Origin of the sequence: Vibrio sp. Isolate33 (genome assembly GCF_022397895.1) — a bacterium.
GTDB lineage: Bacteria > Pseudomonadota > Gammaproteobacteria > Enterobacterales > Vibrionaceae > Vibrio > Vibrio pomeroyi.
In genome coordinates, this window is record NZ_JAKEUP010000017.1 from 53,170 (window position 1) to 75,725 (window position 22,556).

Annotated in this window: 23 protein-coding genes; 10 read left to right on the forward strand and 13 right to left on the reverse strand. The window is 44.0% G+C overall.

All coding sequences use genetic code 11. The annotated features are described in order from the left end of the window. Positions 1-331: 331 nt before the first annotated feature. On the reverse strand, positions 332-802 hold the full coding sequence (argR, locus tag L1D37_RS19395; RefSeq protein ID WP_004740827.1) for a transcriptional regulator ArgR: 471 nt from the start codon (positions 800-802) through the stop codon (positions 332-334). A gap of 332 nt (positions 803-1,134) precedes the next feature. Here argR and mdh point away from each other — a divergent pair, with 332 nt between their 5' ends. Next, a complete protein-coding gene (gene mdh / locus L1D37_RS19400) occupies positions 1,135-2,070 on the forward strand; it encodes a malate dehydrogenase (protein ID WP_009847834.1) in 936 nt (311 codons plus the stop codon). A 125-nt stretch (positions 2,071-2,195) separates the two neighbouring features. Continuing rightward, a complete protein-coding gene (locus tag L1D37_RS19405; RefSeq protein ID WP_102432791.1) occupies positions 2,196-2,390 on the forward strand; it encodes a hypothetical protein in 195 nt (64 codons plus the stop codon). Positions 2,391-2,489: 99 nt separating this feature from the next. Here L1D37_RS19405 and ispB read toward each other — a convergent pair whose 3' ends face one another. Next, positions 2,490-3,461, reverse strand: coding sequence for an octaprenyl diphosphate synthase (gene ispB, locus L1D37_RS19410; RefSeq protein WP_239848850.1), 972 nt, complete (start codon positions 3,459-3,461; stop codon positions 2,490-2,492). A 268-nt stretch (positions 3,462-3,729) separates the two neighbouring features. Here ispB and rplU point away from each other — a divergent pair, with 268 nt between their 5' ends. The 6 genes from rplU (at position 3,730) to folA (ending at position 7,681) form a co-directional block, all read left to right on the forward strand. Beyond that, positions 3,730-4,041, forward strand: a complete 312-nt coding sequence (gene rplU / locus L1D37_RS19415) for a 50S ribosomal protein L21 (protein WP_004740823.1) — start codon at positions 3,730-3,732, stop codon at positions 4,039-4,041. Between the two features lie 19 nt (positions 4,042-4,060). Further along, the gene (gene rpmA / locus L1D37_RS19420; protein WP_004735905.1) at positions 4,061-4,318 is read left to right on the forward strand and encodes a 50S ribosomal protein L27; all 258 of its coding nucleotides are present in this window, start codon (positions 4,061-4,063) and stop codon (positions 4,316-4,318) included. Between the two features lie 266 nt (positions 4,319-4,584). Continuing rightward, positions 4,585-5,757 (forward strand): Obg family GTPase CgtA, encoded by a 1,173-nt coding sequence (cgtA, locus tag L1D37_RS19425; protein WP_017632186.1) that lies wholly within the window; start codon positions 4,585-4,587, stop codon positions 5,755-5,757. A gap of 165 nt (positions 5,758-5,922) precedes the next feature. Beyond that, positions 5,923-6,690, forward strand: a complete 768-nt coding sequence (locus tag L1D37_RS19430) for a threonine/serine exporter ThrE family protein (protein ID WP_239848851.1) — start codon at positions 5,923-5,925, stop codon at positions 6,688-6,690. Continuing rightward, a complete protein-coding gene (locus L1D37_RS19435) occupies positions 6,690-7,163 on the forward strand; it encodes a threonine/serine exporter family protein (protein ID WP_239848852.1) in 474 nt (157 codons plus the stop codon). Before L1D37_RS19430 ends, L1D37_RS19435 begins: the two co-directional genes overlap by 1 nt. Before the next feature lie 38 nt (positions 7,164-7,201). Further along, complete coding sequence (gene folA, locus L1D37_RS19440; RefSeq protein ID WP_239848853.1) at positions 7,202-7,681, forward strand: type 3 dihydrofolate reductase; 480 nt, start codon at positions 7,202-7,204, stop codon at positions 7,679-7,681. Positions 7,682-7,737: 56 nt separating this feature from the next. Here the strand turns inward: folA and L1D37_RS19445 are convergent, their stop codons facing one another. The 6 genes from L1D37_RS19445 to lptD all read right to left on the reverse strand — a co-directional run bounded on the left by L1D37_RS19445 (position 7,738) and on the right by lptD (position 14,521). Continuing rightward, complete coding sequence (locus L1D37_RS19445) at positions 7,738-8,541, reverse strand: symmetrical bis(5'-nucleosyl)-tetraphosphatase (RefSeq protein WP_239848854.1); 804 nt, start codon at positions 8,539-8,541, stop codon at positions 7,738-7,740. Positions 8,542-8,570: 29 nt separating this feature from the next. Beyond that, positions 8,571-8,951, reverse strand: a complete 381-nt coding sequence (gene apaG / locus L1D37_RS19450; RefSeq protein ID WP_004735899.1) for a Co2+/Mg2+ efflux protein ApaG — start codon at positions 8,949-8,951, stop codon at positions 8,571-8,573. Positions 8,952-9,039: 88 nt separating this feature from the next. After that, entirely contained in the window at positions 9,040-9,855 is an 816-nt protein-coding gene (gene rsmA / locus L1D37_RS19455) for a 16S rRNA (adenine(1518)-N(6)/adenine(1519)-N(6))-dimethyltransferase RsmA (protein WP_239848855.1), read from the reverse strand. Further along, positions 9,852-10,841, reverse strand: a complete 990-nt coding sequence (pdxA, locus tag L1D37_RS19460) for a 4-hydroxythreonine-4-phosphate dehydrogenase PdxA (RefSeq protein WP_017632192.1) — start codon at positions 10,839-10,841, stop codon at positions 9,852-9,854. Before pdxA ends, rsmA begins: the two co-directional genes overlap by 4 nt. Beyond that, positions 10,831-12,126 (reverse strand): peptidylprolyl isomerase SurA, encoded by a 1,296-nt coding sequence (gene surA / locus L1D37_RS19465; protein ID WP_239848856.1) that lies wholly within the window; start codon positions 12,124-12,126, stop codon positions 10,831-10,833. Before surA ends, pdxA begins: the two co-directional genes overlap by 11 nt. Positions 12,127-12,169: 43 nt before the next feature. Then, the gene (gene lptD, locus L1D37_RS19470; protein WP_239848857.1) at positions 12,170-14,521 is read right to left on the reverse strand and encodes an LPS assembly protein LptD; all 2,352 of its coding nucleotides are present in this window, start codon (positions 14,519-14,521) and stop codon (positions 12,170-12,172) included. A gap of 149 nt (positions 14,522-14,670) precedes the next feature. On the opposite strand from lptD, the gene djlA reads away from it, so the two are divergent. After that, a complete protein-coding gene (gene djlA, locus L1D37_RS19475; protein ID WP_239848858.1) occupies positions 14,671-15,525 on the forward strand; it encodes a co-chaperone DjlA in 855 nt (284 codons plus the stop codon). Between the two features lie 52 nt (positions 15,526-15,577). Next, positions 15,578-16,123, forward strand: a complete 546-nt coding sequence (locus L1D37_RS19480) for a DUF924 family protein (protein WP_239848859.1) — start codon at positions 15,578-15,580, stop codon at positions 16,121-16,123. A gap of 95 nt (positions 16,124-16,218) precedes the next feature. Here the strand turns inward: L1D37_RS19480 and L1D37_RS19485 are convergent, their stop codons facing one another. The 5 genes from L1D37_RS19485 to leuA form a co-directional block, all read right to left on the reverse strand. Beyond that, positions 16,219-17,001, reverse strand: a complete 783-nt coding sequence (locus L1D37_RS19485) for a DUF547 domain-containing protein (protein WP_239848860.1) — start codon at positions 16,999-17,001, stop codon at positions 16,219-16,221. Between the two features lie 183 nt (positions 17,002-17,184). Next, positions 17,185-17,787 (reverse strand): 3-isopropylmalate dehydratase small subunit, encoded by a 603-nt coding sequence (leuD, locus tag L1D37_RS19490; protein ID WP_017632198.1) that lies wholly within the window; start codon positions 17,785-17,787, stop codon positions 17,185-17,187. A 14-nt stretch (positions 17,788-17,801) separates the two neighbouring features. Then, the gene (gene leuC / locus L1D37_RS19495) at positions 17,802-19,214 is read right to left on the reverse strand and encodes a 3-isopropylmalate dehydratase large subunit (protein ID WP_239848861.1); all 1,413 of its coding nucleotides are present in this window, start codon (positions 19,212-19,214) and stop codon (positions 17,802-17,804) included. A 118-nt stretch (positions 19,215-19,332) separates the two neighbouring features. Then, positions 19,333-20,424, reverse strand: coding sequence for a 3-isopropylmalate dehydrogenase (gene leuB / locus L1D37_RS19500; protein ID WP_017632200.1), 1,092 nt, complete (start codon positions 20,422-20,424; stop codon positions 19,333-19,335). Positions 20,425-20,522: 98 nt separating this feature from the next. Then, positions 20,523-22,070 carry a 2-isopropylmalate synthase gene (leuA, locus tag L1D37_RS19505; RefSeq protein WP_239717290.1) on the reverse strand — a complete coding sequence of 516 codons (1,548 nt, stop codon included), beginning with the start codon at positions 22,068-22,070 and terminating at the stop codon, positions 20,523-20,525. Positions 22,071-22,556: the final 486 nt, after the last annotated feature.

The window sequence follows — 22,556 nt, forward strand, 5'->3', positions numbered from 1 at the left end:
CTTTATTCATTATTAACCCTGAAACAAGTGTAGTTGTTTCTGGAGTTTCCTATTTGGAAACGGCACCTTTTTCAATCCATGTGATGAAAAAGTGTCTGAATAATATCAAAAATTGGCAGAAAATTACTCGAATGTTAAAAGATATAGCTAAAAAATCTAACAAATGATGCGTAGATCTCGTGTTTAATTTGCTACTGAGTTTTTTAAAATCAATGGTTTAGTGTTGTTCGGAGGAAGGGGAGTTAGATATTCTAGGATGTGATTTGGATCACGAAGCAAATAGATATTCGTGATCCATTAATACGATGGATAGTTATGAAACTATGAGCAATTAGCCAGCGTATTCAAACAGTTCGCACACTGAATCGAACAGTTGCTTGGTCGTTACTGATAAGGTTGGTGTGATAAAGATAGTATCATCGCCTGCGACTACGCCCAGTATGCCTTCCGACTTACCTAGTGAGTCTAACAAACGAGCGATTAGTTGAGCTGCACCAGGACCGGTGTGTATCACAACCAATGCATTGTTGTGGTCAATATCTAATACTAATTCTCTTAGCGAGCTCGAAACGGTTGGAACACCCAGTTCAGCAGGAAGACAGTAAACCATCTCCATTTTCGCGTTACGAGTTCGAACAGCACCAAACTTGGTTAACATACGCGAGACTTTAGATTGGTTGATGCTTTCAAAACCTTCGTGTTTGAGGGCATCAACAATTTCGCCTTGTGAGCCAAAACGTTCTTCTTTTAGTAAGGCTTTAAATGCACGAACTAAGTTGTCTTGCTTTTCTGTATTGCGCATATGTCATTCTTATTCATTAACAAAGATGTTTGCATATTCTCGCATACATATTCAATTTTAGCCAAAACATCCCTGTAATTTGTTAGTCATATCACTGTAAATATTTAATAGAATAATGTGTTATTTGCGACGACTTATTTTGTTATTTCAGACGATTATCGCCATAATGCGAACTTGCTGTGTAGCACGGTTTTATTGACTTGCGCGAAGTCGCAAAGCTAGCGTTAATTGATTGTAATCACTTTGTGATTAATATAGTTTTTTAACTTAGATTTAGCTCAAGAATTACCCTACAAAGAATCTATAAGAGAAAGCTCTCAAGGAGAATAACAATGAAAGTAGCTGTTATTGGTGCCGCTGGTGGCATCGGTCAAGCCCTAGCCCTACTACTAAAGAACCGCCTGCCTGCTGGTTCAGATCTTGCACTTTACGACATTGCACCGGTAACTCCGGGTGTCGCTGCCGATCTTAGCCATATCCCAACGCCTGTTTCGATCAAAGGTTACGCGGGTGAAGATCCAACTCCAGCACTAGAAGGTGCGGATGTTGTGCTTATTTCTGCAGGTGTTGCTCGTAAGCCGGGTATGGATCGTGCGGATCTTTTCAATGTGAACGCTGGCATTGTTAAGTCTCTTGCAGAGAAAATCGCAGTTACTTGTCCTACTGCTTGTGTTGGTATCATTACTAACCCAGTAAACACAACAGTGCCAATCGCTGCTGAAGTACTTAAGAAAGCAGGCGTTTACGATAAGCGTCGTCTATTTGGTATTACTACTCTTGATGTAATTCGTTCAGAAACGTTTGTCGCTGAGCTGAAAGATAAAGATCCAGGCGACATCCGTGTTCCTGTAATCGGTGGTCACTCAGGTGTAACTATCCTTCCTCTACTTTCTCAAGTTGAAGGCGTAGAGTTCACTGACGAAGAAATCGCAGCACTAACGACTCGTATCCAAAATGCGGGTACTGAAGTAGTAGAAGCTAAAGCTGGCGGCGGCAGTGCGACACTGTCTATGGGTCAAGCGGCTTGTCGTTTCGGTCTTGCACTAGTTAAAGCTCTTCAAGGCGAAGAGAATGTTATTGAGTGTGCATACGTTGAAGGTGAAGGCGAGCACGCACCATTCTTTGCTCAACCAGTTAAGCTAGGGAAAGAGGGCGCAGAAGCGATCCTTAGCTACGGCGAACTGAGCGACTTCGAACGTAACGCTCTAGACAGCATGCTAGAAACGCTAAATGGCGATATCGAGATTGGTGTTGAATTCGCTAAATAAGCGATACAGCATTTAACTCAGGTTAAAATTGCTAATAAGAGCCGGTCATTATGATCGGCTTTTTTGATCCTTGGATTTGCCTCATTCGTAATTAGTGTTTTAAAGATTCGAGTGGAGCAGCAATTATGAGCCGTATTCAAAAAGGAATGAACGTCCATTTCCATTTAGGTCGATTGGGGAAAATACTCGTTATAGATGAACAAGAACAATTTGCGCTGGTTGAGTCATACAACAGCCACGAGCAGTATGCAGTGCCGCTGGAAGAGATAGAAGAGGTCGAAGCTCAACTTCCATTGTCGTTAGAGTCGAGTCGTTACTGAACGTGGATTTGGAAAGATTTTCGTGAGGATCAAAAAAGAGCCCTGAGGCTCTTTTTAATTATCTATGTAATGTCGTTATCTAGAAGACGGTCTGCAAAGTTACTTGCTGCGTTTAACAGCCAAGTGAGCAAGTGTGGTCAGTGCTTGCTTATATTCAGAGTCAGGCAGTATAGAAAGCTCAGCAATCGCTTTGTCGGCTTCTTCATAAGCCTTATTCGTCGTGTACTCTAATGAGCCTGTCTCTTTCATTACAGCCATAATCTCGTCGAGACGTTCCATTCCATTGGCTTTTTCAATTGCTTCACGAATCATGCTTGCGTGTTCAACAGAACCATTGTGCATTGCATATAGTAGAGGCAGTGTTGGTTTGCCTTCAGCGAGATCGTCACCAACGTTCTTACCCATCTCTTTACCATCAGCAGTGTAGTCCATCACATCGTCAATCAGTTGGAATGCGGTGCCTAGGTACTTACCGTAGTTCTGCATAGCCGTTTCGATTTCAGGTGACGACTCAGTAAGAATCGCGCCAATTTGGGTCGCGGCTTCGAACAAGCGAGCAGTCTTGGAGTATATAACCTGCATGTAGCTTTCTTCTGTGGTGTCTGGGTTATTGCAGTTCATTAATTGTTGAACTTCACCCTCGGCAATCACGTTTACCGCTTCACTCATTAGCTCAAGGATCTTTAAAGATCCTAGCGTCGTCATCATTTGGAACGAACGAGTATAAATAAAGTCACCCACCAAAACGCTAGCAGCATTACCAAAAGCTGCGTTGGCTGTCGCTTTACCGCGTCTCATGTCCGATTCGTCGACGACATCATCATGAAGTAGGGTTGCTGTGTGAATAAACTCGATAAAGGCTGCAGAGGTGATATGAGCTTCACCTTGGTAACCAAGTGCGCGAGCAGATAAAAGAGCAAGCAAAGGGCGTAGGCGTTTACCACCACCGCTAACGATATAAAAACCAAGCTGGTTGATTAAACTTACGTCAGAATTAAGTTGGGCTTGAATTGTTTCATTCACTTTTGCCATATCATTGGCAGTAAGCGTTTGGATAGCTTTAAAATCCATTGTTCATCCGGCTGAAGTTAGACCCTGTAAGGCTTATACGTTGTATTTAATTGTTGAATAATACACTAAAAAACGTTGATTAATACATCGCTAAAGGGCATGATTGCCGCACTTTTCTTTGGCGAACAGGTTTTCGCCAATTTTTTAAAAATATGGCTTGTCATAGCGCCATGATTCCCGTAGAATCTGCGCCCTATTGATTAGTTTAGCGCACACCCGAGTTGTACAAATAACAACCATAGGCTGTGCGGAAAAAGCGGAGTAAAATATGTACGCTGTTTTCCAATCTGGTGGCAAACAACACCGAGTAAGCGAAGGTCAAACACTTCGTTTAGAGAAATTAGACGTTGAAACTGGTGCAACTGTTGAATTTGATAAAGTTCTTCTTGTTGCTAACGGCGAAGAAATCGCTGTTGGTGCACCTCTTGTTGAAGGTGGCAAGGTTACTGCAGAAGTAGTACAACACGGTCGTGGCGATAAAGTAAAAATCGTTAAGTTCCGTCGTCGTAAGCACTCGCGTAAGCAAGCTGGTCACCGTCAGTGGTTCACTGAAGTGAAAATCACTGGCATTAACGCTTAAGTATTAGGAGAGTTTAACAATGGCACATAAAAAAGCTGGCGGTTCTACTAATAACGGCCGCGATTCAGAAAGCAAACGTCTTGGTGTTAAGCGTTTTGGTGGTGAATCTGTTCTTGCAGGTAACATCATCGTTCGTCAACGTGGTACTAAGTTCCACGCTGGCACAAACGTTGGCATCGGTAAAGACCACACTCTTTTCGCTCTTACTGAAGGTAAAGTGAAATTTGCTGTTAAAGGTCCTAAAAACCGTAAGTTTGTAAGCATCGAAGCTGAGTAATTTAATCTTTAACTAGATTATTTTAATAGCTTTCAAGCTGAATTCAAAAGCCCTGCCGATTCGGCAGGGTTTTTTATTTATAGCGAGAATAAAAAAGCAGACGCTCTTGTCTTAGCTTTAATAAGCTTAAAGCAAAGAACCTCTCCTTCTTTGTTCCTTGGTTGCAGGTCGGCCTAGATCTTAGGTGATCGATCTAAACACGGATCTGCTAGAATTTATATCACTCCATGATGAGTGGTAACGCAACGTAAGTGCGGAGTTAAAAAATGAAATTCGTTGATGAAGCGGTAGTAAAAATAGAAGCCGGTGATGGCGGTAATGGTACAGTAAGCTTTTGGCGCGAAAAATTCGTCGCTAAAGGTGGTCCTGATGGCGGCGACGGCGGTGACGGTGGTGATGTATACATCCAAGCGGATGAGAACTTAAACACACTGATCGATTACCGTTTCCAACGTTTTTACAATGCAGAACGTGGCGAGAATGGTCGCGGCGGTAACTGTACTGGTAAACGTGGTAAAGACATTACGCTGAAAGTACCAGTAGGTACTCGTGCAGTTGATATCCATACCAACGAAATCGTTGCTGAAGTTGCTGAACACGGCAAGAAAGTAATGGTTGGTAAAGGTGGTTGGCACGGTCTTGGTAACACGCGTTTTAAATCGTCTGTTAACCGTGCTCCTCGTCAAAAGACAATGGGTACTAAAGGTGAAGTTCGTGAACTGCGTTTAGAGCTTCTTCTACTAGCTGACGTTGGTATGCTTGGCCTACCAAACGCAGGTAAATCTACCTTTATTCGTTCTGTATCTGCAGCGAAACCAAAAGTAGCGGATTACCCGTTCACAACTTTGATCCCAAGCTTGGGTGTGGTGAGTGTGGTACCTGAGAAGAGCTTCGTAGTAGCCGATATCCCAGGTCTAATCGAAGGTGCTGCTGATGGCGCTGGCCTTGGTATTCGTTTCTTGAAGCACCTTGAGCGTTGTCGTGTTCTGCTTCATATGATCGATATTATGCCGATCGATGAATCTGATCCTATTCAGAACGCACTGACGATCATCGATGAGCTTGAGCAATACAGCGAAAAAGTGGCACAGAAACCTCGCTGGTTAGTATTCAACAAAGTTGACCTAATGCCTGAAGAAGAAGCAGACGAAAAGATTCAAGAAATCATCGATGCTCTAGGTTGGGAAGGCGAATACTTCAAGATCTCTGCTGTGAACAAAATGGGCACAAAAGATCTTTGTTTCAAACTAGGTGAGTTCATGGAGAACCTACCTCGTGAAATTGAAGAAGTTGAAGAAGAAGAAAAAGTAGACTTTATGTGGGATGACTACCATAAAGATGCGATGAGTGGTAAGAATGTCGTTACTGAAGATGATGACGACTGGGATGATTGGGACGACGAAGAAGATGACGGTCATGTTATCTACGTTCGTGACTAATCCTCGTATTTCTTATGAACACTTAGGTCGCTTCTTCTAAAGAACGCCGATAGTTTTATTAAACCGCAATGAAAATTGCGGTTTTTTTGTATCTAAATCATTATGTACTGTCGGATTTTAATGCAGAATTTATTCTAACTAGTTAACGCCTATGGGAAGGAAATCATGGCATCAAAGCAAAGAGCGATCTCAAGACTGGTCGCTCAGTCAGGACAAATGTTATTGGCGCATGGCGCAGAAAGCACTTTAGTTGGCGATATTATGCGCCGCATTGGCATCGCTTGTGGAGTGGACGAGGTTGAAGTTGCACTGTCAGCCAATGCACTTGTGGTCACAACCGTAATGAATGATCACTGTATCACCACCACTCGAAGCTGTGCTGATCGCGGCATTAACATGCAAGTGATCACCGATATTCAACGAGTTTGTATCATGATGGAGAAGGGGATTCTCGATTATGGGTTGGCGTATAAAAAGATCCAAAGCATAAGTCCTGAACGTTATAACCGATGGATTGTGGTTGTTATGATAGGGCTGTCGTGTGCCTCTTTCAGCCGTCTTGCCGGCGGAGATTGGCAAGTATTCATGATGACCTTTATTGCCTCTGCTTGTGGCATGATCGTCAGACAAGAGATTGGTCATCGTCATTTCAATCCGTTATTAAATTTTGCTATCACAGCATTCGTTACCACCACAATTTCGGCTCAGGCTGTGCTTTACAATATTGGCGGTCAACCCACGATTGTGATGGCTTCGTCGGTGTTGATGCTCGTACCAGGCTTCCCTCTAATAAATTCCGTTGCAGATATGCTTAAAGGGCACATCAATATGGGCTTAGCGCGTTTTACCATGGCTAGTTTGCTCACACTTGCGACAAGCTTAGGTATTGTCGCTGCGATGAGTCTGTCTGGTGTCTGGGGGTGGGCGAGCTAATGAGTATCTTCGAACTGTTTTTAGGCTTACTTAACGATATGTTTTTCGCAGCGATTCCCGCTGTAGGATTCGCTCTGGTGTTTAATGTCCCGCAACGCGCCTTAATTTATTGTGCACTGGGCGGTTCTATCGGTCACGGAAGTCGTTATTTGATGATGCACTTTGGGATCCCTATTGAGTGGGCCACCTTTTTTGCCGCAACAATAGTAGGCATGATCGGTGTCCATTGGTCGCATAAATTGTTAGCGCACCCTAAGGTGTTTACGGTCGCAGCTTTGATTCCAATGGTTCCGGGCGTGTTTGCCTTTAAAGCGATGATAGCCATGGTTGAGATAAACAGAGCAGGGTACAGCCCTGAGCTACTGGCAATGTTGATGGAGAACTTTTTGAAATCGATGTTCATTATCGCCGGGCTAGCGGTTGGCTTAGCTGTGCCTGGGCTGTTATTCTACCGTCGTAGACCTATCGTCTAGCATCAATTTTCTCCAGTTAAGGACAGGACTTTCGATTTATGATCATCAGCATGATTGCAGCAATGGCAAATAACCGTGTAATAGGTAAAGACAATCAGATGCCTTGGCATTTACCTGCGGACTTCGCATGGTTCAAGCGCTCAACTATGGGTAAACCTGTCGTAATGGGACGTAAGACCTATGATTCGATTGGGCGTCCTCTGCCAGGTCGATTGAACGTTGTGATCAGCCGCGATGAGAGCTTAGAGATAGAAGGGGTGACGACAGTTACTTCGATTGAAAATGCTCTGGAGTTAGTCAGCGATGTTGAAGAGGTGATGATCATCGGTGGTGGTTCAATCTATGAAAGCTGCCTACCTAAAGCAAACAAGCTGTACCTGACCTATATCGATTTTGATGTCGATGGCGACACTCAATTCCCTGACTGGGGAGAAGGTTGGAAGCAGAGCTTTAATGATACGTATCAAGCGGATGAGAAAAACAAACACAACATGGAGTTTGTGATTCTCGAGCGTTAAGCCCAAATTTAAAAACACTTGCGCAGCTGCACGAGTAGCGCAAGTGTTTGGTATACCTATAGCGCTTTTTGAGTAAAAAACTGTTTGTCTTCCCAACGAAGTGCTGTTAGCTCTCCACCCCAGACACACCCAGTATCAAGCCCAATCACATCCTTTCCGTTATAGCCCTCAAGTGCAGCCCAATGCCCAAATAGCACGGTTTTATCTAACTGAATTCTCTGAGGGAGGTCAAACCAAGGAATGTATTCGTTGTCAGTGACCTCTTTTGGAGGAAGCTTGCATCCCATGTCTAATCGCCCATCAGGAAAGCAGAAGCGCATACGTGTAAAGCTATTGATCGCGTATCGGTAACGTTCTATATCGCTCAGTTCTTTCGACCATAAGTCAGGAGCGTTGCTGTACATGTTCTCAATTAGCCACTTCCATTTCTTTGAGCGCAATAGACCTGTGATTTTTTTGTTCTCTTTACGCGCTCGTTTTACTGTCCATTGCGGAGAAATACCCGCATGAGTCATGACAAATTGATCATGCTCTTGCATTAACGGCTGCTCTCTAAGCCATTCAAGTAACTCGTCTTTGTCATCAGCATCTAAGATCTGTTGAGTTTGATCTTTCTTCTTTGCTGGAAAAAGACCAAGCGAGACGGCGAGCAGGTGTAGGTCATGATTGCCTAATACCACCTTCGCAGACTCTCCTAAAGACTTGATAAACCTGAGTGTATCAAGTGACTTAGGACCCCTTGCGACCAAGTCACCAGCGACCCATAAAGTGTCTTTTTGCTTATCAAATTTGACAGTTTCAAGTAAGAGTTGAAGTTCGTCGAAGCACCCTTGTATGTCTCCGACAATATAATTCGACACAGTATTTTCCTGTAGATGCTGAAGTATGACTAATTAAGAATATTCGGGATTGCAAGTCTGAATGGATCGACCTCAGTGATGAAATCAATGCCTTTGTTATCGGTCATCACATAGTGGCCCTGCATAACACCCACAGGGGTTTCGATGACGGTGCCACTTGTGTAAGTGTATTCGTCGTTGGCTTCAATCACGGGTTGTTGTCCAACCACGCCATCACCTTCAATGGTGAGTTGCTTGCCGTTAGAGTCGGTAATTAACCAGCGGCGAGACATCAGTTGAACCGTTGTTTTACTTAGGTTTTTGATGGTTATGATGTAGGCGAAGACGTAACGGTTCTTCGTTGGTTCTGATTGCTCTTCTATGTATTTAGAGTGAACCTGGCATTTGATACAAGGCGTAGATATATCCATATTCGCACCTTTTGTTGTTGGTATACTTAATGTAATTAAAGTATTACATAAAAAAGGCTCCTAACCGAAGTGTAGGAGCCTTTTTTATTTATTTATCAGCGTTGTGACTGTCGTGCAGCCAGTTTGCCATATCGACAAACTGCTCGAGCGTTAAGTTTTCAGGACGCATGCTAGGATTGATACCAAGCTCTTCAAGCACTTCCTTATCGATTAAGCTCTTGTAGCAGTTACGAACCGTTTTACGACGTTGGTTAAAGCCTTCACGACAAACACGATCTAACCATTTTAGATCTTTTGCTGGGTAAGGTAACACTTCGTATGGTTGCAGACGTACAACTGCAGAGTCTACTTTCGGTGGCGGAACGAAAGCCGTTGGTGGCACTTCCAGCACAGGCGTTACTTTACAGTAGTATTGAGCCATTACAGTAAGACGACCATAAGCTTTGCTGCCAGGGCCTGCCGCCAAACGGTTAACCACTTCTTTTTGAAGCATAAAGTGCATGTCTTGCACGTCTTTATGGAATTCAAAAAGGTGGAACATCAAAGGTGTAGAGATGTTATATGGCAAGTTACCAAAGATGCGTAGCTTATTGTTTGGCTTAACAAGCTCTTGGAAGTCGAACTTCATCGCATCGCCTTCGCGGATTGTTAGCTTGTCAGCCAAATCCGGATGGTTACGAAGACGTTCTGCAAGGTCTCTATCCAATTCGATAACGGTAAATTTATCGACAAGCTTACCCACAGGCTCAGTAATAGCGCCTAGACCAGGGCCGATCTCTACTAGGTTTTGACCTGATAGTGGGTTAATGCTCGATACGATGCCATCAATAATGTATGGATCGTTAAGGAAGTTTTGACCAAAACGTTTACGCGCTTTGTGTCCTAAGTGGACATCATTTCTCATTGCTTTTTCTCTACTAATTCAATGGCGTGCGTGAGCGCTGTTCTAAAGCTCCCTGTATCGGCTTGGCCTTTCCCGGCCAAGTCTAAGGCGGTACCGTGGTCGACTGATGTGCGAATAAACGGTAAGCCAAGCGTGATGTTCACTGAGCGACCAAACCCTTTGTATTTCAATACCGGGAGTACTTGGTCGTGATACATACCTAAAACAGCATCTGCATCTTGCAAATATTTTTCATTAAAGATGGTATCTGCTGGCAATGGGCCAACTAAATTGATGCCATCCTTTTGGCGAATTTTTTCTAGCGTAGGGGTGATGGTTTCAATCTCTTCACGCCCCAAACAACCATCTTCACCTGCATGTGGGTTTAATCCACATACGTAGATAGTTGGTTTCTCAATAGCAAATTTTTCAACCAAGTCTTTATTCAGAATCGCAATAATTTGCTCTAATCTGTCTTCGGTTACGGCTTGAGATACATAAGCTAGCGGGATGTGTGTTGTTACTAGTGCAACACGCAGCCCTTCAGTTGCCAACATCATCACCACGAGCGGTGTATTGGACTTCTCTGCAAAGAACTCGGTATGGCCGCTAAAAGCAACGCCAGCTCGGTTAATTACACCCTTGTGAACGGGGCCGGTGACAATAGCATCAAATTCATCATTCATACAGCCAATTGCTGCGGTTTCTAAAGTATTTAATACGTAATGACCGTTAGCCTCGTTGAGTTGGCCAGCAATAGCCGTTTCAGCGAGTGGAACATGTTTCACAACCAGTGTGCCTGAACGTTGTGGTTGCTTAGCTGCATCTGCGTCGTAGTCCAGTAGTTCTACGTCTATACCTAGAATTTTCGCTCGCTCGGCTAGCAGTGTTTTATCGGCACAAACCACGAGTTGATGAGGCCAGCTCTCTTGAGATAGCGCCAGAGTTAAATCTGGCCCTATCCCTGCAGGTTCACCCGCGGTAATGACAATACGTTTAGTTGTCATCTTGGTCGTCCTCAACCATTTCAACAAAGGCACTTGCTCTTACTTCTTGTAGCCAAGCTCCGGCTTCTTCGTTGAACTTACGGTTAAATAGAATTTGGTAAGCTTTGTTCTTTAACGCTGAATCTGTACGGTCAACCTCACGACGGTCTAGAACTTCAACGATGTGCCAGCCATGAACGGTCTTAAATGGCGCGCTGATTTTCCCTTCAGGTAGCGTCTCTACTTGGTGCTTGAATTCTGGTACGTATAAGTCAGGTGTTTGGTAGCCTAGCTCACCGTCTTGAACCGCTGAACCTGGGTCTTGGCTGTATTGCTGAGCAAGGTCACCGAAGCTCGCTTCACCGGCATTAACGCGGCGCGTGATCTCTTCAAGTTGCTCCTTCGCACCGTCATCACTTAGGATCACCGTAGGCTTAATCAAAATATGGCGTGCATTCACCTCTGTTACCGCAACCGTTTCTAGGCCTTTCACATCTTCAATTTTTAGAATATGGAAGCCAACACCGCTTCGGAATGGGCCGATGATGCTGCCTTTATTCTGCATTTTGATTTGGTCTGCAAAAATGGTTGGCATCTCTTCTTTACGCATCCAACCCCAATCACCACCTTGCAGGGCTTTAGGACCTTTAGAGTAAGTATACGCCATGGTGCTAAAGTCTTTGCCTGAGTTTAGTTCTTCAACTAAATCTTTAGCTTGAGCTTCTAGCTCTTCCTTTGTTTGGTCATCGTTAAAGCGGAGTTGAATATGTCCGATCTTGTATTGAACGGTAGCATTGGTTTCTTGGGCTAAGATGTCCGCAAGGTTATCGACTTCTGCAGGAAGGATGTTGATACGGCGACGCACGAGAGCGTTACGAGCTTCGCTTGCTGCGATCTCTTTTCTTACTTGCTCACGAAAAGCGTTGTAGCTAAGACCTTCTTCAGCAACCGATGCGGTAAGTTGTTCTACTGTTTGGTTGTTGTCTTTCGCGATGCCTTCGATTGCTTGGTCAAGTCGAGCATCATCAATACGAACACCGATACGTTCCGCTTCTTGAGTCTGGATAGTATCGATGATCAACTTTTCTAGCACTTGTTCATTCAACACATCTTGCGACGGTAATGTTTGACCACTTTTCTTAGCGTTTGCGCGTAGCGTTTTCATCGAAGCATCGATGTCACTTTGTAAGATCACGCCTTCGTTCACGATCACTTTTACGCTGTCGAGTTCAACAGGCGCTGCGTAGCTTGTCGATAAAGTACAAGCCGCTGAGACAGCTATTAATGTGCGTTTCCACAATGTCATGTGTAATCCTTTAAATTTATTGATATTTGATCAATAAAGAAAATTAGTTGTTTAAGAAGAATGGACGACCGTAGCTCAATGAGTTGTCAGAGCTGCTATCTCCAACAGCGCCAGAGTCAGAGCCTAGGTTAGTACCAAAGCCGATAATACCGAAATTCACACCAAAGTTGTTTTCATATTCAGGCGTAGTATTTGGATTACTAATGTTATTTGTCAGCTGGTTACTATATGTAAATCCGATATACCAACAATCCGATTTATAGTTTAAGCGAGCCAGCCATTCTAGATTCTCTTGTGTGGTTAAATCATAGAAATATTGAGCACTAGCATTCCACTTCCGCGAAATCTGGTAGGCTCCAAGCAAACCGGCTTGCGAGATACCATCTCTAGTTATTGAACCAACATTTATACTTTCGCCTACGTTGTCCTCAATATATTCTTCAGTAACATAGCGGTAGTTAGTTTGTATGTAACCACCAGAAAAACGGTATTCAAGAGTACTATTAGCCAGTTGCATCGAAGATGAGTCAATGTCGTATTGCACGCCGCCATGGTAGAAAAGGTAATCATCGTAGTTGAAGTCCATTTCAATAGCCCAAGATGAATAATTAGTTTTGTCAGCGGAGTCTTCGTTGCCTGAAGTTTGCTTTGTATCTTTATCAAAATAGAAAATTTGGCCGAAGGATATGTTTAAGCGCTCCTTATATTCATCATCAAAGAAGCGAGAGGATGCACCGTAGCTAATTTGGTTGGCCGCAGCAATGAAATCAACGCCACTGTATTTACGACTTCTAAACAGACCGTAGTAATCCGTTTGCAACAATGTAGTGTCGTAAAGAGCGATATTAGATTGATCTTCTTCGGGAACGTAAAGGTATTGAACTTGGGGCTCCAGTGTTTGCGTGTAACCGCCAACAATAGTGGTATCTCGCTCCAGAATGATACCTGCATGGCTTCTAAATTCAGGGATTACTCGGCTAACAGTCTCCTCTAAATATTCATTCCCTTCGACATAATCTGTGCTATTTGGATCTGTTGGAACGCCATCAAGATCTTGTTGGTAGTACGTACCAAGTAGTCGAGCTTCGGTTGTCCAAGTACCCCAAGTATTCCCAACAGGTATTGTAATTCCAGGCTCAACGTGAACGCGAGTCGCAGATGGTTTGTCTGATGCGTCGGTATCGAACATCGATACATGACTGATGAGGTCGAAATCAAGGTATTCCATGACCTCTGGAGCATAGTAGTTATACTCCAGCTGCGGCATTAGACGGTATGGTTGGTTATTCTCTGTGAGGACTTGGAAATCCCTTACGAGTACGGAAGCATCCCAATTCTGTGAGCGGTATGTTGCTTGCCCTTCTTGAAGTAGTTGTCCATCTTCACGGTTACCAATACCAGAACTTAAGTCGGTGAAGTAATCAATATCACTGACTCTTGAATAATCGACTTCAAATAACCAAGATTGCTGGAATATCCCAGAGTGCTGGAGTTGTGCTCCCCAACGATCGCCTTTTTCTGAGTATTTTTGGTCGTCAGGTAAGTATTCAGACTCGATACTACCAGAGCCGAAATCGCTCAAATATCGGAACTTACTGTTGAGTTGAGTGCCACGTTCTTGCATATATTTGAAGGTGGTTTCTAGATCGTAGTTGGGTGCTAAGTTCCAATACACAGGAATTTCAGCTTCAAAACCATCACTAGAGCCGTAAGAAACGGTTGGATACAAGAATCCGGTCTTACGCGTGTCGCCTACTGGTACCGTTAAGTAGGGTAAGTAAAATACAGGGACACTTTGGATCTCAAAACGCGGATTATAGAAAGTGGCTTGCTCTTCATCTTGATCGACGCTGATGCTTGAAGCTCTTAGACGCCAAGCGTTGTCACCGATAGGGCAAGAGGTAATAGAGCCATCTTCAATTTCATAAACAGCTTTGCCTGTCTTCGATACGTAAACCGCATTACCGCGGCCTGGTTCGCAAAGAAACTCGTAATCGGTATTTTCTAGCGTCATTTCATCTGTAGTCAGATTGTTAGTCGCTCTATCCGACACTGACTTAATTTGACCGTCACTAAAGTTTACGTTGCCTTCAGCTACAACGATGTTTTCTTGTTGGTGAAGCGTTACATTATCGGCAAGGATGGTCTTATTTCCTTGCGTAACTCTTACATCACCTGAATATATTGCCTTGTCACCATTGATAGCCTCTAAGCGATCTGATTCCACATGAGCGGGCAGTTGTGTCTCGTTTTCGGCAGCGGGTTCGATCAAGCATTGATCTATAGAGGGCATTTCCTGCACACTACTATCGGTTATTGTTTCAGCTTGAGTTGTCGACACGTATAAGGCGGTGCTTATAGACGCGGCTAACAAGGTGCGGGAAAAACATTGCATGAAGTTGAACTATCCTGTGTCACTAGATGAAGGGTTGATCTAGTATCAATCCAATTAATAAAGCATTTTCCTTATGATAAAGGAAATATTAGCATTCAGCACCATAAGACAGCAGTACTCAGATAAAATTCATAGATAGAGAACACATAATGCAAATATTTGGCAAAATTTTGGGCGCTTTTTTTGGCTTTTTATTTGGAGGTCCGCTTGGTCTAATTTTTGGCCTATTTTTAGGACACCAATTCGATAAAGCTCGTCGATTGACCCAATCGGGTTTTAATACATCTGGTTTTGGGCGAGGGCCGAGCCAAGCCGAAAGGCAAAATGAGTTTTTTAAATCTGCTTTTGCGGTTATGGGACACGTTGCTAAAGCCAAAGGTCAGGTTACACCAGAAGAGATTCAGCTCGCTTCTACAATGATGGAGCGAATGAACCTGCATGGCGAGCAACGTAAAGCGGCGCAAGATGCATTCCGTGACGGCAAAGAAAGCGACTTCCCGTTAAGTGATGTACTTGAGCGCGTAAAGATCTCATCAGGTGGGCGTTTTGATCTTCTGCAGTTCTTCCTAGAGCTTCAAGTTTCAGCAGCATTTGCAGATGGAAGCCTGCACCCAAGTGAGCGTCAGGTTTTGCATAAGATTGCTCAAGGCCTTGGCTTCTCTGCAGAGCAACTCGAGCGTCGTTTGCAAATGCAAGAAGCGGCATTCCGTTTCCAGCAACAGGGCGGAAGCTTCGGTGGCGGTCATCACCAAGGTCAGTCATCTGGCTGGCAACAAGCTTCACAACAAAACCAATTAGCGGATGCCTTTAAGGTTCTTGATGTGAGCGAAAGTGCCGACGGTAAAGAAGTGAAGAAAGCCTACCGCAAGCTGATGAATGAACATCACCCAGATAAGTTGATGGCGAAAGGTTTACCACCAGAGATGATGAACGTGGCGAAAGAAAAATCGCAAGAAATTCAAAATGCTTACGACCTAATTAAGAAGGTTAAAGGTTTTAAATAACATCATTAGAGTCGCTTCATTGGAGCGACTCTTTTTGTTTAAAGGAATAAATATGACGATGACTTATCAGGACGTTCTGGGTTTTTGGTTTGATGAATTGACACCAAATGACTGGTTTACTGGCGGTGAAAAAATTGATGCTTTGATTAACGATCGATTCTCAGGCTTACACCAAATTGCGACTCAAGGAGAGCTGTTTGAATGGCGTCAAAATGCACAAGGGCGTTTAGCTGAGATTATTGTTCTGGACCAGTTTTCGAGAAATATTGGCAGAAACAGCCCTGCTGCATTTTCAGCTGACCCTATGGCGCTAGCACTGACTCAAGAAGCGGTAGCTGGTGGTTTTGACCATCACCTTAACTTGCAACAGAAAAGCTTTTTGTACATGCCTTATATGCACAGTGAATCTCTGTTGATTCATGAGCAAGCCGTTGAGCTTTTTTCTCAAACTGGGCTAGAGAACAATTTGGATTTTGAATTTAAGCACAAGGTTATCATTGAGCGTTTTGGTCGCTATCCACATCGCAATGAAGTGTTAGGGCGAATATCAACACCTGAAGAAATCGAATTCTTGCAACAGCCGGGTTCAAGCTTTTAGTTCTAGAAAACAGTGAAATAGATGAAAAGAGGCGAGTGGTTAATAAACCACTCGCCTCTTTTTTTTCGTTTTAAATGTACTCTTAGTGACTGAAACTAGTTTGATTGGTTGAGTGACCAGTCGTACTCATAGCTGATTTTGTTAGTCCTCGGTACTGGCTTAGCTCGATATTGGTCTAGGTGTTGAATTAGCTGATTTTGATCACCAAAATCCACAGCAAACCACTCATAAATCGATGATAGTTGGAGTCTATTGCCTTTAATTAATACACCTTTATCACTATTAACAAACTCAGAGGCTGCTTGTTCCAGTAGAGTCTCGGTGTTGTCAGCCGTAAAGGCTTGAAGTTGTAGGTTAGGGCAACCTAAACTCGCACAATTTACTGCGTAGTGTGTGCGTGGGTCTTGCCATATCGGTCTTAGGATACGGTGCTCAATATCGTTGAGTGTCAGTGGTTTACCGTTGACCACAACCACATCATCTCCCCATGGCCCAAAGCTAAATAGGCCGCCGAGCTTGGTAATTGATTTGATTGGGTAGGCATCAAGAATCAAATCGACAGTCGCGGCGTTATATAAGTTAACCCAGTAGGCATACTGATCTGCTTTTGAATAGTCGAATGGGTTAACCTGTTCTAACTGCTTAATGTATTGCTTCAGTTTTGATTTATCTGTAGCGGTCACCGCTTGATAACGAACTAACGTGTTTTGCCCCTGCTTGACCAAGTAGCTATCAAGGAATTGCTGCCAGCCTTGATGAGAAACTTGTTCTGAGTTGGCCTCATTACTTTGATTCCAGTATGGCCATAGTTCAGACTTCGGCGCCGACCAAGCTAAGGTTGAAAATAGTAGGCTGATAATAACGAGTAGTTGTTTCATGGCATTCTCCTGATGACTGACTACTAAGACCTTATGCTCTGCGATTTTCTTTCATGGCTATTCAGTTAAATTACAGATCAGAGTTTAATAGACACATTAAGCTAAAGCTCAACCAAATAAAAAAGGTTGGCACTGAGCCAACCTTTTCGATTTTTGAAACTGCTTTTCTATTTCAAGGCTTCTTTATTTTAGGAAGCTTGGAATCTTTTCTTCATACGCAGAAATCTTATCAGCGTGCTGGAGTGTTAGGCCGATGTTGTCTAAACCGTTCAGTAGGCAATGACGACGGAACTCATCAATTTCAAATGAGTACTGTTTGCCATTTGCGCTTACTTTCATTGCTTCTAGATCGACAGTAACTTCAGCGCCTTCATTCGCTTCTACGAATTGGAAAATCTCATCCACTTCTTGCTCAGTCAATCGAACTGGAACCATTTGGTTGTTGATCGAGTTACCGTAGAAGATGTCTGCAAAGCTTGGCGCAATCATCACTTGGATACCGTAATCAGCAAGTGCCCAAGGTGCGTGTTCACGAGATGAACCACAACCAAAGTTCTCACGAGCCAGTAGAATCGAAGCGCCTTGGTAGCGTGCCTCATTCATTACAAACTCAGGGTTTGGCTGCTGGCCAGCGTCGTCTAGGAAGCGCCAGTCGTGGAACAAGTGCTTACCAAAACCAATGCGGTTCACTTTCTGTAGAAACTGCTTTGGAATGATTGCATCTGTATCGATGTTGGCCGTATCTAGAGGAACGACTAATCCGGTGTGTTGTTGAAAACCTGACATGTTAAATCCTCTAATTAAAGTTCACGAATATCGACAAAGTGGCCAGCGATCGCTGCTGCTGCAGCCATTGCTGGACTAACTAGGTGCGTACGACCATCACGGCCTTGGCGACCTTCAAAGTTACGGTTTGATGTAGAAGCACAGCGTTCTTGTGGACCAAGACGGTCGTTGTTCATTGCAAGACACATAGAACAACCAGGTAGGCGCCACTCGAAGCCTGCCTCTTTGAAGATAATATCCAAGCCTTCAGCTTCGGCTTGAGCTTTTACTTGCTCAGAACCCGGAACAATAAGCGCTTGTACATGTTTTGCCACTTGGCGACCTTTCGCTACCGCTGCTGCTGCACGCATGTCTTCGATACGAGAGTTAGTACAAGAACCCACAAACACTTTATCGACGTTGTATTCAGATAGAGATTTACCTGCTTCAAGGCCCATGTAAGCCAGAGCTTTCTCTGCCGATGCTTTTTCAACAGGATCGGCGAAGCTTTCTGGTGCAGGGATTGGCGTGTCTACCGAGATAACCTGACCCGGGTTTGTTCCCCAAGTCACTTGTGGTTTGATCTCTGCCGCTTCTAGCGTCACAACTGCATCGAACTCTGCATCAGCATCGGTTTTTAACGTATCCCAGTATTGGATTGCTGCTTCTAAGTCTTCGCCTTGTGGAGAGAACTTGCGACCTTTGATGTACTCGTATGTAGTTGCATCTGGAGCAATTAGGCCGGCTTTAGCGCCAAGCTCGATAGCCATGTTACATACCGTCATACGACCTTCCATCGTAAGGTCGGTAATTGCCTCACCACAGAATTCCACAACGTAGCCAGTACCGCCAGCAGCTGTTGTTTTACCGATGATCGCTAGCACGATATCTTTTGCAGTGATGCCCGGTGCTACCTTGCCTTTTACTTCGATCTTCATCGTTTTAGCACGAGCTTGTTTTAGCGTTTGAGTTGCTAGAACGTGCTCAACTTCTGAAGTACCGATACCGAATGCTAATGAACCAAATGCACCGTGTGTCGCAGTGTGTGAGTCACCACATACGATAGTCATGCCCGGTAACGTAATACCTAGCTCAGGACCCATTACGTGCACGATACCTTGGTATTTGTGGTTTAGGTCGTAAAGCGTTACACCAAACTCTTCACAGTTTTTTGATAGCGTTTCCATTTGGATACGAGCCATCTCACCAGAAGCGTTAATGTCTTTGGTTTGGGTTGATACGTTGTGATCCATGGTCGCGAAAGTTTTGCCGACTTGGCGAACTTTGCGGCCTTTTTCACGCAGGCCATCAAATGCTTGAGGTGACGTTACTTCATGGACTAGGTGACGGTCGATGTAAAGAATCGGGTTCTCGCCTTCCGCTGCTACTGCAACGTGCGCGTCGTAAACTTTTTCGTATAAGGTTTTGGCTTGCTGGTTTGTCGACATAGCTTTTCTTCCTTGGGAGCATCAGTCCCAGTGTTTGTTTCGAGCCAAGTCATGCAATTTTCACTGACTTGGCTTGATATTATTCTTATGTACTTGCTTCTATTTTCGAGCGATTAGCTTATGAAGCTAAGATGTACTCTGCGATCTTGTCACCCATTTCAGAGGTAGTAAGCGCTTGATTGTCGCCTGCAAGGTCTGCTGTTAGCTCGCCTGCTGAAAGCGCTTTAGATACCGCTGTTTCAATGTCTTGTGCTGCCGCTTCTTCGCCTAGGCTGTAACGAAGCATTAGCGCTGCAGAAAGAATTTGTGCAACTGGGTTTGCAATGTTTTTGCCTGCGATATCTGGTGCACTGCCGCCCGCTGGTTCGTATAGGCCGAAGTTGCTTTCGTTCAAGCTTGCAGAAGGAAGCATACCCATAGAGCCAGTGATCATTGCACACTCATCAGAGATGATGTCGCCGAAGATGTTTGAACATAGCATGACGTCAAACTGAGAAGGATCTTTGATTAGCTGCATGGTCGCGTTATCGATGTACATGTGGTTTAGCGTTACATCTGGGTAATCTTTTGCGATCTCTTCAACGACTTCACGCCATAAGATAGAGCTCTGTAGAACGTTCGCTTTATCGATTGAGTAAACATTTTTGTTACGTAGACGTGCCGATTCGAAAGCAATTTTTGCAATACGTTCGATTTCGTAACGGTGGTAAACCTCAGTATCAAATGCTTTTTCAGTTGCGCCTTCGCCTTCACGACCTTTAGGTTGGCCGAAGTAGATGCCGCCTGTTAGCTCACGGACTACCACTATGTCGAAACCGTTACCTGAGATGTCAGCACGTAAAGGAGAGAAAGACTCTAAACCTTTATGGATTTGAGCTGGACGTAGGTTACAGAACAGTTGGAAGTGTTTACGTAGAGGAAGCAGGGCACCACGCTCTGGTTGATCATTTGGTGGAAGGTGTTCCCATTTAGGACCGCCAACAGAACCAAAAAGTACTGCGTCAGATTCTTCACAGCCAGTTACTGTTGCTTCTGGAAGTGGGCAGCCGTGGTTATCAATCGCAATACCACCAACATCATACTCTTCGCGAGAAAAGCTAATTGCGTGCTTCTTTTCGATCGCGTCTAGCACTTTATGTGCTTGTTGCATTACTTCTGGGCCAATGCCATCACCAGGTAGTACGGCAATTTTGTATGATTTATCAGTCATGTTAATCCTTTAATTCTTTGTTACTGAGCTATTTGGCTCGTTTTAAATTTTGTCCCTAAAGCCAATAACATCGGCTCTAGGGCTCTGTTATTGGGTTCTTAAACTGTCGCGATTTTTTGCTGTTTCATTTCAGCAATGGTGTCTGCGCGTTGAATGCTATTAATAACGTGCAGTAGCGCTTGACCAGAAGCTTCAACGATATCGGTTGAAACGCCCGTGCCGTGGTACTTACGACCTTTATAGTTGGCAATGATGTCCGCTTGACCTAAGCCATCTTCGCCTTCACCTTTTGCGGTTAGGTCGAATTTGTCTAGTACGATTTCGTAGCCTGTTAAGCGGTAAATACATTGGTATAGCGCATCAACAGGGCCGTTACCGACAGCGGCTTCGCACTTCTCTTCATCACCACATTGCAGTTTGATGCTGGTCGTAGACATAACACTACCAGATTGTACGCTTAGGTAGTTAAGTTTATAGAAGTCATCTTCGTCACGTAGATTTGCGAAGTGCATTAATGCTTCTAAGTCGTAATCGAACACTTGGCCTTTACGGTCAGCAAGCTTCAAGAAGTCTTCGTACAATGAATCTAGGTTGTACTCATTGTCTTTATAACCCATTGCGTCCATGTGGCTCTTAACAGCAGCACGACCACTACGGCTTGTTAGGTTCAATGCCTTATTTTTCAAGCCAATAGACTCAGGAGTCATGATCTCGTAAGTGTTCTTGTTCTTTAGCATGCCATCCTGGTGAATACCTGAAGAGTGGCTGAACGCGTTTGCACCGACGATAGCTTTGTTGTCTTGAATTGGCATGTGACAAAGCTGGCTAACCAACTTACTGGTACGGTGAATCTCTTGATGATTCAAACCAGTATGAACACCTAGTAACTCTTGGCGAGTTTTGATGATCATTGCGATTTCTTCTAAAGAACAGTTACCAGCGCGCTCACCTATACCGTTAATAGTACCTTCAACTTGACGAGCACCGGCTTGTACCGCTGCAATTGAGTTAGCAACCGACATGCCCAAGTCATCGTGACAGTGAACAGAGATGATCGCTTGGTCGATGTTTGGAACGCGATCAAATAGCGTTTTGATAATGCCACCAAACTCGTTAGGTACTGTGTAGCCCACTGTGTCTGGAATGTTGATGGTTTTGGCGCCCGCGTTGATTGCTGCTTCAACCATACGACAAAGGTTGTCGATAGGCGTACGGCCTGCATCTTCACAAGAGAACTCAACATCGTCTGTGTAGTTACGAGCGTGTTTAACCGCTTTTACTGCCATCTCAACTACATCGTCGTAGCTACGGCGCAATTTATCTTGAACGTGAACCGTTGATGTAGAAATGAAGGTGTGAATACGGAACTGCTCAGCGACTTTTAACGCTTCTGCAGCGGCGTCGATATCCTTCGCTACTGCACGAGAAAGTGCACAGATTCGGCTGTCTTTAATATTCTTTGCAATGGTTTGTACTGACTCGAAATCGCCTGGTGATGACACTGGGAAGCCCGCTTCAATAACATCTACACCCAGTCGTTCAAGTGCATAAGCGATCTGTAATTTCTCTTTTACCGTTAAGCTTGCAGCCAACGCTTGCTCGCCATCACGTAAGGTCGTGTCAAAAATTATCACTTGATCGTTCATGGGTGCTTCCTTATATCGATAATGAATCGATTGCTATCCAAATTATTATTAAGAATGATGTTCTTTTAAAAGTGTCAGTTACAAAAAAACCCGCTCAGCGCGGGTTTTAATATTTGTGTAGTTCTTGACCCACAACTTACCCGCGCGATTGGTTCACGATAAGGAGAAGTTTCAGCAGTCGAGAAGAAGAAAAAATCATTACACAAATATCCGTAAATAAACTGTTAACACCATATTTACCGCAATTTATTCTGAGCGTCAAACAAGAAAATCCAATATCAGCGTGCTTTGGCGGTGTTTTGGTTTGGTTTGTGCTGCTTGCGTGTTGTTTGTTGGTGTTATCGGCTGATTGAGTGTTTTGTACTGGGCGGTTAGTTTATCGTTTGGCTGATGTGTAGGTTAAAACTTTGTAGTAAATCTTTTTGATGGAACGATTCACCAATAAAATTAAAAGGGTGGCTAAATTAATTAATCATTTGATTAAAT

Excerpts from the sequence above, each read along its gene's own strand:
- argR (WP_004740827.1), bottom strand. The coding sequence starts at position 802 with ATGCGCAATACAGAAAAGCAAGACAACTTAGTTCGTGCATTTAAAGCC.
- mdh (WP_009847834.1), top strand. The coding sequence starts at position 1,135 with ATGAAAGTAGCTGTTATTGGTGCCGCTGGTGGCATCGGTCAAGCCCTA.
- L1D37_RS19405 (WP_102432791.1), top strand. The coding sequence starts at position 2,196 with ATGAGCCGTATTCAAAAAGGAATGAACGTCCATTTCCATTTAGGTCGA.
- ispB (WP_239848850.1), bottom strand. The coding sequence starts at position 3,461 with ATGGATTTTAAAGCTATCCAAACGCTTACTGCCAATGATATGGCAAAA.
- rplU (WP_004740823.1), top strand. The coding sequence starts at position 3,730 with ATGTACGCTGTTTTCCAATCTGGTGGCAAACAACACCGAGTAAGCGAA.
- rpmA (WP_004735905.1), top strand. The coding sequence starts at position 4,061 with ATGGCACATAAAAAAGCTGGCGGTTCTACTAATAACGGCCGCGATTCA.
- cgtA (WP_017632186.1), top strand. The coding sequence starts at position 4,585 with ATGAAATTCGTTGATGAAGCGGTAGTAAAAATAGAAGCCGGTGATGGC.
- L1D37_RS19430 (WP_239848851.1), top strand. The coding sequence starts at position 5,923 with ATGGCATCAAAGCAAAGAGCGATCTCAAGACTGGTCGCTCAGTCAGGA.
- L1D37_RS19435 (WP_239848852.1), top strand. The coding sequence starts at position 6,690 with ATGAGTATCTTCGAACTGTTTTTAGGCTTACTTAACGATATGTTTTTC.
- folA (WP_239848853.1), top strand. The coding sequence starts at position 7,202 with ATGATCATCAGCATGATTGCAGCAATGGCAAATAACCGTGTAATAGGT.
- apaG (WP_004735899.1), bottom strand. The coding sequence starts at position 8,951 with ATGGATATATCTACGCCTTGTATCAAATGCCAGGTTCACTCTAAATAC.
- rsmA (WP_239848855.1), bottom strand. The coding sequence starts at position 9,855 with ATGAGAAATGATGTCCACTTAGGACACAAAGCGCGTAAACGTTTTGGT.
- pdxA (WP_017632192.1), bottom strand. The coding sequence starts at position 10,841 with ATGACAACTAAACGTATTGTCATTACCGCGGGTGAACCTGCAGGGATA.
- surA (WP_239848856.1), bottom strand. The coding sequence starts at position 12,126 with ATGACATTGTGGAAACGCACATTAATAGCTGTCTCAGCGGCTTGTACT.
- lptD (WP_239848857.1), bottom strand. The coding sequence starts at position 14,521 with ATGCAATGTTTTTCCCGCACCTTGTTAGCCGCGTCTATAAGCACCGCC.
- djlA (WP_239848858.1), top strand. The coding sequence starts at position 14,671 with ATGCAAATATTTGGCAAAATTTTGGGCGCTTTTTTTGGCTTTTTATTT.
- L1D37_RS19480 (WP_239848859.1), top strand. The coding sequence starts at position 15,578 with ATGACGATGACTTATCAGGACGTTCTGGGTTTTTGGTTTGATGAATTG.
- L1D37_RS19485 (WP_239848860.1), bottom strand. The coding sequence starts at position 17,001 with ATGAAACAACTACTCGTTATTATCAGCCTACTATTTTCAACCTTAGCT.
- leuD (WP_017632198.1), bottom strand. The coding sequence starts at position 17,787 with ATGTCAGGTTTTCAACAACACACCGGATTAGTCGTTCCTCTAGATACG.
- leuC (WP_239848861.1), bottom strand. The coding sequence starts at position 19,214 with ATGTCGACAAACCAGCAAGCCAAAACCTTATACGAAAAAGTTTACGAC.
- leuB (WP_017632200.1), bottom strand. The coding sequence starts at position 20,424 with ATGACTGATAAATCATACAAAATTGCCGTACTACCTGGTGATGGCATT.
- leuA (WP_239717290.1), bottom strand. The coding sequence starts at position 22,070 with ATGAACGATCAAGTGATAATTTTTGACACGACCTTACGTGATGGCGAG.